A 14837-nucleotide genomic window follows, 5' to 3' on the forward strand; every position below is an offset into this window, starting at 1 on the left:
ATGCCCCAGCCCCCCGCCCAACCGCAGCGCCAGCTCGACGTCCGCCATGCGGTGGCCGTCTGCGTCGGCATGGTGATCGGCGCCGGCATCTTCAAGACCGCGCCGCTGGCCGCCGCGGCGCTGAGCGGCAGCGGCCAGCTTTACGCGGCCTGGGCGCTGGGCGGGCTGCTGTCGCTGATCGGCGCGCTGTGCTTTGCCGAGATGGCGGCCGCCTTCCCGGACGCCGGCGGCGACTATTTCTTCCTGCGCCGCGCCTATGGCCGGCGGCTCGGCTTCCTGTTCGCCTGGTCGCGCTTCGCCGTCATCCACACCGGCTCGATGGCCCTGCTGGCCTTTGTCTTCGGCGACTATCTGGCGCAGGCGGTCGACCTGAGCCCCTGGCTCGGCGCCCAGGCCAGCGCCTGGCTGGCGGCGGCGCTGATCGTGCTGCTGACGGCGCTGAACCTGGCCGGCCTGCGCGTGGGCATGGTCACGCAGCTGGGCCTGATGGGGGTCGTGCTGGGCGGCCTGCTGCTGCTGGGCGCGGCCGGGCTGGCGCTGCAGCGGCCGCCGCTGACGCCCCTGCGGCTGGCCGAGAGCGGCGCCAGCGACTGGGGCCAGGCGATGGTCTTCGTCTTCCTCGCCTATGGCGGCTGGAGCGATGCGGCGACCCTGTCGGCCGAGATGCGCGATGCCCGCCGCGGCATCGTGCGCGCGCTGCTGATCGGCCTCGCCCTGGTGACCGCGCTCTATTTGCTGGCCACCTGGGCCTATCTGCGCGGCCTCGGGCTTACGGGCCTGGCCGCCAGCGCCGCGCCGGCGGCGGATCTGATGCGCCTGGCCTTCGGCCGGCCCGGCGAACTGCTGATGATCGCCATCGTCAGCCTGACCGCGCTGTCGGTGATGAACGCCATCCTGATCGCCGGCCCGCGCACCAGCTATGCGGCGGCGCGCGATCTGGCGCCGTCCCTGCGCCTGGGCCGCTGGAACGAGCGCCGCGGCACGCCGACCGCCGCCACGCTGGCGACCAGCGCGGTCGCCCTGGCCCTGGTCGGCTTCGGCGCCGCCACGCGCGGCGGCTTCGCCACCATGGTCGACTATCTGTCGCCGGTCTACTGGTTCTTTCTGCTGCTCAGCGGCGCCGCGCTGATCGTGCTGCGCCGGCGCGAGCCGCAGGCGGCGCGGCCCTTCACGGTGCCGCTGTACCCGCTGCTGCCCCTGCTGTTCATCGCCTGCAGCGCCTATCTGTTCTACGCCAGCCTGGTCTATGTGAAGGCCGGCGCGCTGGTCGGCCTGGCCGTGCTGGCGCTGGGCGCCCTGCTGCTGCCGCTCATGCGGCGGCCAGCGGGCTGAGCAGGCCGGGCCCTGCCCGGCAGGCCGCCAGCGCCTGGGCGAGCACGCCGGCGGCCGGCGCCTGGTAGGCCCAGCCGATCTCGCGTTTGTGGGCCTGCAGCGCCGGCACGTCGCGGCGCACGACGACGCCGGCCTGCGCCTGGGCTGCGTGGACCGGCGCGATCGTCACCCCGATACCGGCCGCCACCAGGCCCAGCGCCCATTCCTCGCTCTGCGCCCAGGCGCGCACCTGCGGCTGCACCGACTGTTGGCCCAGCGCCTGCCGCCAGGCGGCGGCCAGCTCGCAATGGCTGCGCTCGATGAAGTCGACCTGATCCAGGTCCTGCAGGCCCAGCTGCGGCTGCACGGCCAGCGGATGGGCGGCCGGCACCACCAGCGCATAGCGCTCCTCCCACAGCGGCACGAAGTCCAGGCCCGGCGGCGCGCAGGCGCGGCTGCTGAGCCAGGCATCGGCCGGCTGGCCGGGCGCGACCAGGTTCAGCGCCAGATGCTCGATCTCCTCCCGCAGCAGGGCGAACAGCGCCCGCAGCCGCTCCAGGCTCAGCGAGGGCAGCACCTGCAGCGCCAGCGCCGGCCGCTGGCCGCCGGGGCGGAAGCTGGCGCCGATCGCGCGCGCGTCGGCCAGCAGCTTCTGCGCCAGCGGATAGAGCCGCTGCGCCGCCGGCGTGGCGGCCAGGCCGCGCTGCTGGCGCAGGAACAGCCGCTGGCCCAGCTCCGCCTCCAGCTGGGCGATCGCGCCCGAGATCGCCGGCTGGCTCACATGGCACAGGCGCGCGGCGCCGAGGGCGCTGCGCGCCTCGAAGGCGGCACAGAAATAGCGCAGATGGCGCAGGTTCAGCTGCGGGTTCATGAGGCGAAGCGCGGGAACAGGGGCAGGCGCGGCAACAGGGTCTCGTCGTGCGCCGGCACGATCTGCAAGCGCGGCTGGGCGCGCAGCAGGCGGTGCAGCTGGACGATCGCGGCCTGGTTGGCGGCCTCGTCGTGATCCAGATGCAGGGCGTGGCGCGCCAGCCAGCCCCGGTCGGCCGGGCGCCGGATGCCTTCCAGGGTCCAAGTGACGTCGCCGCTGAACAGATAGCGCGCGCCGGAGGGCAGGTTCAGGAACAGGCCGACCTGGCCGGCCGTGTGGCCGCCCAGCGGCACCAGCACGGCGGCGCCGTCGCCGAACAGGTCCAGGCTTTGCGCAAAGCCGAGATAGGGCCCGCCGCTGAAGCGCAGCTCGCGCCAGGGCCGGTGCGCGGCGAACTGGCTGGCGAGGAAGTAGGGAGCCTCGCCCCGCAGCGCCTGCTCGCGCTCGGCCGGCTGGGCCAGCAGCGGCAGCTCCGGGAAGTCGGGCAGGCCGCTGACATGGTCCCAGTGCATGTGCGAGGGCAGGGCAAAGGCCAGCGGCAGTGCGGCCAGGCCGGCGCGCGCCAGCTGGTCCTTGACCGGGTCGACGGCGGCATAGCCGAACAGCTGCCGGTGGAAGGCGGTGTTGACGGCGAACTGCGCATCGACCTGGCGGCCCAGGCCCAGGTCGAAGAGGAAATTGCCCTGCGGATGCCGGACCAGCACGGCCATATGGACCGGCCGGCGCAGCTGCAGCCAGCGCCCGCCGCCGACGATCAGCGCCTCCAGCGTGCCCTGCGACTGCGACGTCCGGATCACGCTGAAGTCCAGACCCGCCGGCGGGTGGGCCGGCGGTAGCTCGGCCGGGATCTCGGGCAGCTGCCGCGCCTGGCGGATCCGCTCGACGTCCAGCGGCCGGTCGGCCCAGGCCAGCAGCAGCGCGGCGAGCCCCAGCAGGATCAGCAGCGGGAGCAGGATGCGAAGAAGGCTGTGTCGGGCAAGGTTTTGCATGGCCGGCACGATAGCCAAGCGCCTGTAATAAGAGAAGTCGTTTTTTCAGTGCCAATGCCAAAGAATTGCTGATAACAGGCGAGCGGGGACAATGGCCGCCGATGTCCACCGCCACGCCTTCGACCGCCCGACTCTGGCCGCCCGACGAGGCGCAGCTGGCGCGCCTGTTCGAGCGGGCACGGCTGCAGCGGGGCCGGGCGCTGCAGGCGCGGATCCTGGACCTGCAGGCCGATGCGCAGGGCGCCAGCGCGCGCGTGCAGGGCGGCGGCGAGCAGGTTTACGAGCTGGCGCTGCAAGGTGTTCTGGGCGGCGACGGCCGGCCGCATTACAGCGCGCTGTGCAGCTGCCGCACGCAGCGCTTCTGCGAGCACGCGGCGGCGGTGCTGCTGAGGCTGCAGGCCGAGGCCGACGCGCCACTGCGCGAGCAGGCGATGCGCCAATGGGTGGAGGCCTTGCGCCGCAAGGCCGGACGCGAGGAGTTGCGCGCGCTGCCCAAGCTGGCGGCCGCCGATGCGGCGCGGCTGATGGACCTGCTGCAGGGCGATGCCGAGATCGCACCGGCCCCGCAGCCGGCCGCGCCCCCGCCGCCGGCGCCGGTCGGCGAGCCGGCCCGCTTCCGCCCGCGGCTGACCCTGCGCACGCTGAGCCGTGGCGACGGGCTGCTGGGCCTGGCGCCCGACCGCAAGCAGCGCAAGCTGGGCCCGCGCGGCGATGCGGTGACCGTGGCCCAGGTCGACTGGACCTACCGCGCCGAGGGCGGCCTGGCCTGGGCGCTGCCGGCGCCGCGCTCGCTGCTGAACAGCCGGCCGCCGGCCACGCAGGCGATCGCCGGGCGCCTGCTGGCGCGTGATCTGCCGGCCGAGGCCGAGGCGCGCGAGCAGCTCTGGCGCCTGGACCTGCTGCCGCTGGACCCGGCGCTGCTGCAATGGCGCAGCCCGGCCGCGGCACTGGGCATGGATCATCTGTGGACGCTGGCGCAGGAGGAGTTCTTCGGCGCCTTCTGGATCGAGCGCGTGCCGGAGCTGGAGCGCCTGGGCTGGCAGATCGTCGTGCTGCCCGGCTTCGCGCACCGGCCGGCGGTGCCCGAGGGCTGGCATGTGGACATCGCGCCGCTGGCGCTGCCGGCCCGCCAGGGCGCCTGGCTGCTGAGCCTGGGCGTGGAGATCGAGGGCGAGCGCCTGGACCTGGCGCCGATGATCGCCGATCTGCTGCGCCGCGACGGGCGCTGGCTCGATGCCGAGCAGATCGCCGCGATCGACGATCTGTCGCTGATCCTGCTGCGCGCGCCGGGCGGGCGCCAGATCGAGGCAGCGGCCGAGCTGCTCAAGCCCATCGTCGGCGCGATGGTGGACCTGCTCTGCGATCCGAAACGGCCGGACGGCCCGCTGCTGCTCAGCGACTGGGACGCGACGCGGCTGGCCGCGCTTGATGAACGCAGCGGCTGGCAGTTCCATGGCGATGGCGATCTGCGCCGCATGGCCCGGCGCCTGCTGGCGGCCGGCACACCGCAGCCGGTCGCCCCGCCCGCCGGCCTGGGCCTGGCGCTGCGGCCCTACCAGCTGGCCGGCCTGGCCTGGCTGCAATACCTGCGCGAGCAGAAGCTGGCCGGCATCCTGGCCGACGATATGGGCCTGGGCAAGACGGCGCAGGCGCTGGCCCATCTGCTGCTGGAGAAGCAGGCCGGCCGGCTCGGCGGCGGCGGTGACGGCAGCAGGCCGGCGCTGGCCGTGCTGCCCAGCTCGCTGCTGTTCAACTGGCGGGCCGAGGCGGCACGCATCGCGCCTTCCCTGCGCGTGCTGCTGCTGCAGGGGCCGGAGCGGGCGCAGCATTTCGGCCGGCTGGCCGACTACGACCTGGTGCTGACCAGCTATCCGCTGGTCTGGCGCGACATCGATGCGCTGGCCGCGCAGCGCTGGCATCTGCTGATCGTCGACGAGGCGCAGACGGTCAAGAACGCCGCCAGCCGCGCGGCCAAGGCGCTGCGCCGGATCGCGGCCCGGCACCGGCTGGCGCTGACCGGCACGCCGCTGGAAAACCATCTGGGCGAGCTGTGGGCGCAGTTCGACTTCCTGATGCCCGGCTTTCTGGGCGATGCGCGCAGCTTCCAGCGCCTGTGGCGCAAGCCGATCGAGGTCAACGGCGAGAGCCTGCGCGCCCAACTGCTGGCCCAGCGGGTGCGGCCCTTCATCCTGCGCCGGCGCAAGGACGAGGTGGCGGCCGAGCTGCCGCCGCTGACCACGGTGGTCCGCCGGCTGCAGCTGCAGGGCCGGCAGCGTGATTTGTACGAGAGCGTGCGGGTGGCGGCCGACCAGCAGGTGCGGCGGGTGCTGCAGCGGCGGGGCTTCGCCGGCGCGCAGATCTCGGTGCTCGATGCCTTGCTGAAGCTGCGCCAGGTCTGCTGCGATCCGCGCCTGGTCAAGAGCGAGGAATTTGCCGAGGCGCCCGAGCGGGCCAAGCTGGACTTGCTGGCCCAGATGCTGCCGGAACTGATCGCCGAGGGGCGGCGGGTGCTGCTGTTCTCGCAGTTCACCGAGATGCTGGACCTGATCGCCGCCGAGCTGCCGGCCTGGGGCCTGCCCTTTCTGATGCTCAGCGGCGCGACGCCGGTCGCCCAGCGCGCCAACTTGGTGCAGCGCTTCCAGGCCGAGGAGGTGCCCTTGCTGCTGATCAGCCTGAAGGCCGGGGGTGTCGGCCTGAATCTGACGGCGGCCGACACGGTGATCCATGTCGATCCCTGGTGGAATCCTGCCGTCGAGGCGCAGGCGAGCGCACGCGCGCATCGGATCGGCCAGACCCGGCCGGTCTTCGTCTACAAGCTGGTGGTGGAAGGCAGCATCGAGGAGCGGATGCTGGAGTTGCAGCAGCGCAAGGAGGCGCTGGCGGAAGGGGTGCTGGGCGCCGACGAGGCCGATGCTCTCAAGTTCGGCGCCGAGGATCTCGCCTTGTTGCTGGCGCCGCTGTCGTCATAGAAGCAGGCGCTAACTTTCTCGGAAACTCAGCGCTTGCGGTCGAAGCGCATGGCGCGGGCCAGGCTGCGGCGGTCGCAACCGAGGCTCAGGCCGGACTCGAAGGCCTCGTGCTTGCGGCCCTTGTCGGCATTCCACTCGGGCAGCGGGATGCGGCGCGGTTGCGGTTCGGTGCGATGTTGACTTTTCATGACGGTGGACCTTCTCCAATGCCTCGCCGGGTGTGGGGCCGCGGCGCTTGCTGGCACAACGCGAGTCGCTCGGGCGTGGTTGACAGCGCGCTAACAATTCTTTGCATCTGCGCCCGGCCGCGCTTTCGTCTCCTGCCCGCAACGCGGACAAGCCCGCCCCGGACGCCGGCCGGCTTGCGGCTAAGCTCCCTGGCGATGGAAGCCGACACCGCCGCCCCGCCCCGCACGCTGGTCGCCTGCCTGTGCGCCGACTGGTGCCATATCTGCCAGGCCTACCGGGCGACCTTCGCCGCGCTGCGCAGCGAGTTCGCCGAGATCCGCTTCGTCTGGGTGGACATCGAGGACGACGCCGAGCTGGTCGGCGATCTGGAGGTCGAGACCTTCCCGACCCTGCTAATCGGCCAGGGCGAACGCCTGAGCTTCGTCGGCCCGGTGATCCCGCAGCCGGCCGCGGCCCGGCGCCTGCTCGAGGCGGCCGGCTCCGCCCAGCCCGGCGCGGCCGACCCGGCCGCCCAGGCCTTGCTGCTGCGGCTGCAGCACAGCTGCTGAGGAGGCTGTCGGGCAAAAGGCGGGACAATCGCCGCTTCGCCCGCCGGGCGCCGAAGCAGCCAGTCACCATGACCGTACAACTGAAGAACAACGTCCCCGCCGGCGCCATCGCCATCACCGTCGTCGACCGCGCGGCCTTCCAGGCGCTCAGCGCCCGGCTGCCGACCCCGACCCGCCACTGGCTGGCGGCCAATGGCTTCAAGGGCGCGCCTGACAGCTTCTGCCTGGTGCCCGGCGCCGACGGCAAGCTGGGCCAGGTCTTCGCCGGCGTCGCCCATGCCGCCCATCCCTTCGCGCTCGCCGCCCTGCCGCAGGCGCTGCCCGAGGGCGTCTACCGGCTGGCGCAGGACGGCCTGGGTCTGTCGGCCGAGCAGGCCGCGCTGTCCTGGGAGCTGGGCGCCTACCAGTTCGATCTGTACAAGCCGCGCCGCCGCGCGCCGGCAACCCTGGCCCTGCCCGATGGTGCCGACGCGCAGCGCGGCCTGGCCCAGGCGGCCGCCATCATCGCCACCCGCGATCTGGTCAACACGCCAGCCGAGCACATGGGCCCGGCCGAGCTGGCCGCCGCCGCCAAGATGGTGGCCAAGCAGCATGGCGCCACTTTCACCGAGATCGTCGGCGACGCGCTGCTGAAGAAGAACTTCCCGGCCATCCATGCGGTCGGCCGCGCCAGCACGCGCGCGCCGCGGCTGATCGAGCTGAACTGGGGCAAGGCCCGGGACCCGCTGCTGACCATCGTCGGCAAGGGCGTCTGCTTCGACACCGGCGGTCTGGACATCAAGCCGGCCGACGGCATGCGCCAGATGAAGAAGGACATGGGCGGCGCCGCCAATGCGCTGGGCCTGGCCGCGCTGGTGATGGCCTTCAAGCTGCCGCTGCGGCTGCAAGTGCTGATCCCGGCCGTCGAGAACGCGATCGCCGGCAATGCCTACCGCCCCGGCGACGTGATCAAGACGCGCAAGGGCCTGCACATCGAGATCGGCAACACCGATGCCGAGGGTCGGGTCGTGCTCAGCGATGCGCTGGCCTATGCCTCGGAGGGCAAGCCCGAGCTGATCATCGATCTGGCGACGCTGACGGGCGCCGCGCGCGTGGCGCTGGGCGCGCAGCTGCCGGCGCTGTTCAGCAAGCATTTCGACACCGCCCGCGATCTGGTCGACCTGGGCCTGAAGCTGGATGACCCGATGTGGCATATGCCGCTGTGGGCGCCCTACCAGTCCGGCATCGAGAGCAGCATCGGCGACATCGTCAACACGGGCAAGAGCGCGCTGGCCGGCGCGATCAACGCGGCGCTGTTCCTCGAGTACTTCGTGCCCGAGAACCAGGACTGGCTGCACATCGACCTGTTCGCCTGGAACGACACGGCCCGCGCCGGCCGCCCGATCGGCGGCGAGGCGCAGACGATACGCACGCTGCTGGCCTACCTGGAACAGCGCTTCACGCGCTGATACGGCCGCTGGCGACGGCCGGCAACGGCTCGTCGCATCGGCCGGGCCGGCGCGGCGGACTCGCGGCACACTGGCGCCCATTGCTGCAAGGAGCCCGTCATGCTGAACAGCTCGCTGATTGCCTTCGCCCATTTCGCCGCCGTCTTCGGCATCGTCGCCACGCTGGTGTTCGAATGGCTGACCTTCTCCCCGGCGCCCACCCTGGCCGAAGCGCGGCGCCTGGCGGCGGCCGACCGCTGGTACGGCATCAGCGCGATGCTGCTGCTGGTGGCCGGCTTCGTGCGCGCCTACGGCTTCGAGAAGGGCCTCGGCTACTACCAGGCCAATCTCTTCTTCCAGATCAAGCTGGGTCTGTTCCTGGCGATGGGCCTGCTGTCCATCGTGCCGACCCTGCGCTTCCTGCGCTGGCGGCCCGAGCTGAAGGCCGGCCGCGCGCCGGCGCTCAGCGACTCCCAATACCGCCAGGTCGCGCTGTGCCTGCGCCTGCAGATGCTGATGCTGCCGCTGGTCGCGCTCTGCGCCTCGCTGATGGCGCATGGCTTCGGTGCGCGCTGAGCCCTAATCGCCGTTGAGGATCCAGTCGGCCGCCCGCTCGGCAATCATCAAGGTCGGCGAGTTGGTGTTGCCGCTGGTGATCGTCGGCATCACGCTGGCATCGACGACGCGCAGGCCGCCAATGAAACCGCCCGGGCCGCGCACCCGCAGCCGGCCGTCGACGACGGCCATCGCATCGTCGGCGCGGCCCATGCGGCAGGTGCCGACCGGGTGGAAGATCGTCGTCGCGATATCGCCGGCCAGGCGCGCCAGCTCCTCGTCGCTCTGGAACTGCGGCCCCGGACGGAACTCCTCGGGCCGGTAGGGAGCCAGCGCCGGCTGGGCGACGATGCGCCGCGTCAGCCGCAGGCTGGCGGCGGCGACCCGCCGGTCCGCCTCGGTGCTCAGATAGTTCGGCGCGATCGCCGGCGCATCGCCGGCATCGGCCGAGCGGATCTGCACCGTGCCGCGGCTCGTCGGGTTCAGATTGCAGACGCTGGCGGTGAAGGCGTTGAAGCCGTGCAGCGGCTCGCCGAAGGCATCCAGCGACAGCGGCTGCACGTGGTACTGCAGATCGGGCCAGGTCTTGCCCGTGTCGCTCCTCGCGAAGGCCCCCAGCTGCGAGGGCGCCATGCTCATCGGCCCGCTGCGGCGCAGCGCGTATTCGAGCCCGATCTTCGCCTTGCCCCACCAGCTGTTGGCCAGGGTGTTCAGGGTCTTGGCGCCCTGCAGCTTGAAGACCGCGCGGATCTGCAGATGGTCCTGCAGATTGGCGCCGACGCCGGGCAGCTCCTGCTGCACGGGGATGCCATGCTGCTGCAGCAGCGCCGCCGGACCCAGGCCCGAGAGCTGGAGGATCTGCGGCGAGCCGATCGCGCCGGCCGCCAGCAGCAGTTCGCCGCCGGGCGCCAGCCCGACCGTCTCCAGGCCATGCGGCGTCAGCACCTCGGCGCCGCTGCAGCGCAGCGCGCCGCCCTCGTCCCGCCCGAGCGTCAGCCGCCGCACCTGCGCGCCGGTCCACAGCTCGAAGTTCGGCCGGCCGAAGCAGACCGGGCGCAGAAAGGCCTTGGCCGTGTTCCAGCGCCAGCCGCCGCGCTGGTTGACCTCGAAATAGCCGACGCCCTCGTTGTTGCCGCCGTTGAAATCCTCGCTGGCCGGGATGCCGGCCTCGGTCGCCGCCTTGGCGAAGGCGTCCAGCACCTCCCAGCGCAGGCGCTGCTTCTCGACCCGCCATTCGCCGCCCCGGCCGTGCAGCGCGGCGAAGCGCTCGTCGGCCGGCTGGCGGCCGGCGTCGAGCCGCCAATGGTCCTCGTGCTTCTTGAAGAAGGGCAGGCAGCCGTCCCAGCGCCAGGCCGGATCGCCCAGCGCGGCGGCCCAGCCGTCGTAGTCGCGCGACTGGCCGCGCATGTAGATCATGCCGTTGATGCTGGACGAGCCGCCCAGCACCTTGCCGCGCGGATAGCGCAGGCTGCGCCCGTTCAGGCCGGCGTCGGGCTCGGTCTGGTAGAGCCAGTCGGTGCGCGGATTGCCGATGCAGTAGAGATAGCCGACCGGGATGTGGATCCAGTGGTAGTCGTCGTGGCCGCCCGCCTCCAGCAACAGCACGCGCTTGTCCGGGTCGGCGCTGAGCCGGTTGGCCAGCAGGCAGCCGGCCGTGCCGGCGCCGATGATGATGATGTCGAAGGGCCTGGAACTCATGCCGCCATGCTCGCCCAGCCGGCGACGCCGGACAAGGGCATTGCTACGGAGACGGGGCGCTGCCTGTTGCGCCCAGCGCATACCAGTCGATGCGCCGCGTCAGCGTCATGACAGCCGCCAGCACCGCGAATAACAGCAGCGCGCCGATCAGCAGGGCCGCCTGCTCCAGGCTCAGCAGCAGGTACAGCGCCGCATAGAGCAGGGCGATGCCCGCACCGAAGGCCGCGCCGCGCCGCCAGCCGCCCAGCATTGCCGCGCCGTAGTGACCCAGCAGCAGCACCGCCGCGGCGCCGGCCAGCAGATAGGACAGGCCGAAGCTCAGCTGCTCCGACAGGCTCAGCAAGAGCAGGAAGAACACGCTCAGCGCCAGCCCGACGAACAGGTATTGCAGCGGATGCACGCGCCGGCCCGACAGCAGCTCGACCAGGCCCACGCAGACGAAGGTCAGGAGGATGAACATCAGCCCGTACTTGATCGCGCGGTCGCTCATCACATAAGGATTGACCGGATCGATCAGCGCCAGCTCCAGGGTGTCGACCTCGTTGGGCCCGCTGCCGCCGACGCCGGCGATGGTCTTCTGATCGAGCACATCGGCCGCGGCCGTGCTGGCCAGCTCCGAGACGCGCCACTGCGCGCTGAAGCCGGCCTCGCCGACCTCGCGCGCGCTGGGCAGGAAGCGACCGCCGAAGCTCGGATGCGGCCAGTCGGAGCGCAGGTTCAGACGGGTTGCCGCCGCGGCCGGCACCAGGGCAAAGCGTTGGGTGCCGGCCAGCTCCAGCGTCAGCCGCAGCTGCAGCGGCGCGTCCAGCGCCTGCTCGGGCAGCGCCGCATGCAGGCCGCGCGGATACTGCGGGTGCAGGGTGCCGGGCCTGACCTCCAGGCGCTGCTCGCCGCGCCGCAACTCGGCCGTGCGCAGGCCGCGCGGATCGCTGCTCGCCAGCAGCAGCTGCGGCTCACCGCACTGCAGGCGCGAACCGGCATGCTGGGTGCGCGGACGCAACGCCTCCAGCGAGGTCCACTGCGCATCGAACTGCAACTGGCCCGCATAGCCATTGACCTTGAACAGGCCGCGGTAGCGTGCCTCCTGGTTCAAGGCGCCGCCGACCTGCAGGCTGCTGGGCACGGCGGCCAGCAGGAAGTCGCGCTTTTCGGTGCCGGGCTGGCGTTCCCTGCCCTCGCCGCCGACCGTGTCCCATTCCTCGCTGCAGCGGCGCAGCAGCAGCGGACCCAGCAAGGTCTGCGCGCCGGCCTGCGACTGCTCGACATTGCTCACCGCCTCCTGCTGCCTTTGCTGGCGTTCGTCGACCAGCCAGCCGATGCGCGCCAGCACGACGCCCAGCAAGAGCGTGACGGCCGCCAGTATCAGCAGCTTGAAGAACATGGCGCGTGCTCCCATACCGGGCTCCTCCTGTGGTGTGCGGCCCAGTCTGGGCCGGCCCGGTGAACGCAGCGCGAAGTTTGTGAGCCGGGCGTGAAGCGTTAGCGCGCGGCCGGCAGCGCCAGAATCACGCGCAGGCCCGGCGCGGCCGGCTCGAAGCGCAGCGAGCCGCCGTGCAGCGCCGCCACCCGGTGCACGATGGCCAGGCCCAGGCCGGAGCCCTTGCTGGTGCTGCCCGGTCGCGCGGTCGAGAAGAAGCGCTGGCCCAGCTGCGCCCAGGCGGCGGCGGGCACGCCGGGGCCATGGTCGCGCAGCGTGAACAAGACCTGGCCCTCGGCGGCGGCCAGGCTCAGGGCCAGCGCCGTGTCCGGCGGCGCGAAGTCGATCGCATTGCCAAGCAGATTGCTGATCGCCAGCCGCAAGAGCTCGGCGTCGGCCTCGACGCGCAGCGGCTCGCGCGCCAGCCACTCGGACCGCAGGCGCGCCTGGGCCAGCCGGTCCTGCAGAGCGGCCAGCACCGCGTCGATCAGCTCGTCCAGGCGCAGCGGCTGCGCATGGGCCGGCGCCTCCAGCATCTCCAGCTTGGACAGCTCCAGCATGCGGTCGACCAGCTCGCCCATCCGTTCGCTCTGCTCGACGACCTGGGCCGCGAAGCGCCGGCGGTCGGCATCGGCCAGTTCGTCCTGCAGCAGCTCGCCGGCGCCGCGCAGCGCGGCCAGCGGGCTCTTCAGCTCATGCGTCAGCGCGCGCACCGTGTGCTCGATATGCTCGCGCCCGTCCAGCCGCCCGCGCATCGCGTCCATCGCCTGCGCCAGCTCGCCCAGCTCACCGGGCACCTCGGGCGGCGGCTCGCGCCGGCCGGCCTGCACCTGCTGGGCATAGGCGCGCAGGCGCCGCACGCTGAACACCAGCCACAGGGTCACCGCGACGCCGACCGCCAGCGACAGCGCCAGGAGGGCCAGGCCGGCGTTCAGGATGCGGCGCTCGGCGCGGTCGATGAAGGGCTGTATCGTCGCCACCGGCTTGGCGACGGTGACGACGCCCAGCACGCGCTCGCCGTCGCGCACCGGCGCGGCCACATAGAGCACGGTGCTGCGGTCGTCATGGTCGACGTCGCGGCTGGAGCGCGCGCCGTATTCGCCACGCAGGGTCAGCGCGACGTCGCGCCAGCGCGAGTAGTCGGCGCCAAGCTCGGCGCCGGGGCCGGTGTCGAGCAAGACCCGGCCCTGCGCGTCGGTCACGTAGATGCGGAAATCCAGCCGCTGCTTGCGCAGGCCCCAGATCCGCGCGTCGACCGGCCGACGCGCATAGTCCTGCACGCGCTCGGCAAAGCGGCTGGCGGTCAGCGTCGCGCCGCTCGGCAGCGCGGCCAGGTCGTCACGCGCCAGCTCGGCCAGCAGATTGGCGGTGTCGACCATGATGTCCTCCATCACCTCGCGCACGCTGGGCTTGACCTCGGTCAGCACGACGCGCAGCAGCAGGAAGGAGGACAGGCCCGCGATCAGGAAGAAGGCGAAGAAAAGCCGCAGGCCCAGGCGCATCGCCGGCTACTCGAGCGAATAGCCGAGTCCGCGATGGGTGCGGATCGGGTCCAGCCCGGGGCTGATCGCGCGCAGCTTGGCGCGCAGGGTCTTGATATGGGTGTCGACGGTGCGGTCGGCGCTGTCGGCATCGAAGCCCCAGACCGCGTCGAGCAGCGATTCCCGCGAATGGATGCGCGTCGGCGCGGCCAGCAATCGCTTCAGCAGGCCCAGCTCGCGCCGGGTCAGGTCCAGCAGCTCGCCGCGAAAGCGGATGCGCGAGCCCTCGGCCTCGACGACAAAGTCGGACTCCGCCGAGGCGACCGCCACTGCCGCCGCCGGCGCCGCGCGCCGCAGCAGCGCACGCACGCGCGCCAGCAGCTCGCGCGGGCTGAAGGGCTTGGCCAGGTAGTCGTCGGCGCCGAGCTCCAGGCCCAGCACGCGGTCGAACTCCTCGCTGCGCGCGCTCAGCACGATCAGCGGCAGCCGGCTCGCCGGCCCCGGCGCGGCGCGCAGCTCGCGGCAGAGGTCCAGGCCGTTGCCGTCGGGCAGGCCGATGTCGAGGATCAGCAGCTCGGGCAGGCCGCGCGCCAGCCGTTCGCGCAGCTGCTGCAGCCAGCCGTAGTGCTCGAGCTCGAAACCCTCGCGCCGCAAGGCGAACGCGATGGTCTCGGCGATCGCCGGATCATCCTCGAGCAGCAGAATCGTCATTGCGCGGCATGCGGGGCGAGGATGGGGAAGAGCTTGATCAGCCCGTCGGCCAGCAGCTCGACCGCCAGCGCCGCCAGGATCAGGCCCATCAGTCGGGTCATGATGTTGATGCCGGTCTGGCCCAGCACCTTGGCGATGCGGCCCGAGGCGCTGAAGACCAGATAGGTGACGATGGCGACGACGATGCCGTAGCCGACCAGCACGGCCAGCTCCCACCAGTGCCGGGTCTTGTCCGCATAGATCACCATGGTGGAGATCGTCGCCGGCCCGGTGAGCAGCGGGATGGTCAGCGGCACGACGGCGATGCTGTCGCCGGCATCGGCCTTGGTCGCGCCCTCGGCCACGTCCTCCTTGCGCGCCGCCGGCGGCTGCGCATTGAGCATCTGCAGCGAGCTGATCAGCAGCAGCACGCCGCCGCCGACCTGGAAGGAGGCCAGCGAGATATTGAAGAACTCGATCACCTTCAGGCCCAGGAGCGCGCTGCTCGAGATGACGACGAAGGCGGTGAAGCTGCTGACGACGATGGTGCGCTGGCGCTGCTCGCGCGTCAGATTACCGGTGAAGTGGATGAAGAAGGGCACGACGCCGATCGGGTTGACGATGGCCAGCAGCGCGACCAGGGGCTTGTAGATGTCCATGCGTCGATTGTGGGGCGGGGGCGGCCGCGGCGG

13 protein-coding genes are annotated in these 14837 nt (G+C 72.1%); 5 read left to right on the forward strand and 8 right to left on the reverse strand.

Annotated features, from left to right (window positions below; all coding sequences use genetic code 11):
* Positions 1–1332 carry an APC family permease gene (locus QWJ38_RS02130; protein ID WP_290357385.1) on the forward strand — a complete coding sequence of 444 codons (1332 nt, stop codon included), beginning with the start codon at positions 1–3 and terminating at the stop codon, positions 1330–1332.
* Here the strand turns inward: QWJ38_RS02130 and QWJ38_RS02135 are convergent.
* Both QWJ38_RS02135 and QWJ38_RS02140 read right to left on the reverse strand, forming a co-directional pair.
* The gene (locus tag QWJ38_RS02135) at positions 1310–2182 is read right to left on the reverse strand and encodes a LysR family transcriptional regulator (protein WP_290357386.1); all 873 of its coding nucleotides are present in this window, start codon (positions 2180–2182) and stop codon (positions 1310–1312) included. The two genes, QWJ38_RS02130 and QWJ38_RS02135, sit on opposite strands and share 23 nt — an antisense overlap.
* Positions 2179–3171 carry an MBL fold metallo-hydrolase gene (locus tag QWJ38_RS02140; RefSeq protein WP_290357387.1) on the reverse strand — a complete coding sequence of 331 codons (993 nt, stop codon included), beginning with the start codon at positions 3169–3171 and terminating at the stop codon, positions 2179–2181. Before QWJ38_RS02140 ends, QWJ38_RS02135 begins: the two co-directional genes overlap by 4 nt.
* Positions 3172–3272: 101 nt before the next feature.
* Between QWJ38_RS02140 and QWJ38_RS02145 the strand changes: the two genes are divergently transcribed.
* A complete protein-coding gene (locus tag QWJ38_RS02145; RefSeq protein ID WP_434063930.1) occupies positions 3273–6140 on the forward strand; it encodes a DEAD/DEAH box helicase in 2868 nt (955 codons plus the stop codon).
* A gap of 26 nt (positions 6141–6166) precedes the next feature.
* On the opposite strand, the gene QWJ38_RS02150 is transcribed toward QWJ38_RS02145, so the two are convergent.
* Positions 6167–6328, reverse strand: a complete 162-nt coding sequence (locus QWJ38_RS02150) for a hypothetical protein (RefSeq protein ID WP_290357388.1) — start codon at positions 6326–6328, stop codon at positions 6167–6169.
* A 195-nt stretch (positions 6329–6523) separates the two neighbouring features.
* On the opposite strand from QWJ38_RS02150, the gene QWJ38_RS02155 reads away from it, so the two are divergent.
* From QWJ38_RS02155 to QWJ38_RS02165, 3 genes are all read left to right on the forward strand, one after another.
* Entirely contained in the window at positions 6524–6877 is a 354-nt protein-coding gene (locus QWJ38_RS02155) for a thioredoxin family protein (protein WP_290357389.1), read from the forward strand.
* 68 nt (positions 6878–6945) lie between these two features.
* Positions 6946–8325, forward strand: coding sequence for a leucyl aminopeptidase family protein (locus tag QWJ38_RS02160; RefSeq protein ID WP_290357390.1), 1380 nt, complete (start codon positions 6946–6948; stop codon positions 8323–8325).
* 99 nt (positions 8326–8424) lie between these two features.
* Positions 8425–8880 (forward strand): DUF2214 family protein, encoded by a 456-nt coding sequence (locus tag QWJ38_RS02165; RefSeq protein WP_290357391.1) that lies wholly within the window; start codon positions 8425–8427, stop codon positions 8878–8880.
* Between the two features lie 3 nt (positions 8881–8883).
* On the opposite strand, the gene QWJ38_RS02170 is transcribed toward QWJ38_RS02165, so the two are convergent.
* The 5 genes from QWJ38_RS02170 to QWJ38_RS02190 form a co-directional block, all read right to left on the reverse strand.
* Positions 8884–10557 (reverse strand): GMC family oxidoreductase, encoded by a 1674-nt coding sequence (locus QWJ38_RS02170; RefSeq protein WP_290357392.1) that lies wholly within the window; start codon positions 10555–10557, stop codon positions 8884–8886.
* Positions 10558–10600: 43 nt separating this feature from the next.
* The gene (creD, locus tag QWJ38_RS02175; RefSeq protein WP_290357393.1) at positions 10601–11953 is read right to left on the reverse strand and encodes a cell envelope integrity protein CreD; all 1353 of its coding nucleotides are present in this window, start codon (positions 11951–11953) and stop codon (positions 10601–10603) included.
* 83 nt (positions 11954–12036) lie between these two features.
* A complete protein-coding gene (gene creC / locus QWJ38_RS02180; protein ID WP_290357394.1) occupies positions 12037–13476 on the reverse strand; it encodes a two-component system sensor histidine kinase CreC in 1440 nt (479 codons plus the stop codon).
* A gap of 6 nt (positions 13477–13482) precedes the next feature.
* On the reverse strand, positions 13483–14166 hold the full coding sequence (gene creB / locus QWJ38_RS02185; RefSeq protein WP_290357395.1) for a two-component system response regulator CreB: 684 nt from the start codon (positions 14164–14166) through the stop codon (positions 13483–13485).
* The gene (locus QWJ38_RS02190; RefSeq protein WP_290357396.1) at positions 14163–14804 is read right to left on the reverse strand and encodes a MarC family protein; all 642 of its coding nucleotides are present in this window, start codon (positions 14802–14804) and stop codon (positions 14163–14165) included. The genes creB and QWJ38_RS02190 overlap by 4 nt, the downstream gene beginning before the upstream one ends.
* Between the last annotated feature and the right edge of the window lie 33 nt (positions 14805–14837).

The organism is Roseateles violae (assembly GCF_030410485.1).
Lineage (GTDB): Bacteria > Pseudomonadota > Gammaproteobacteria > Burkholderiales > Burkholderiaceae_C > Roseateles_D > Roseateles_D violae.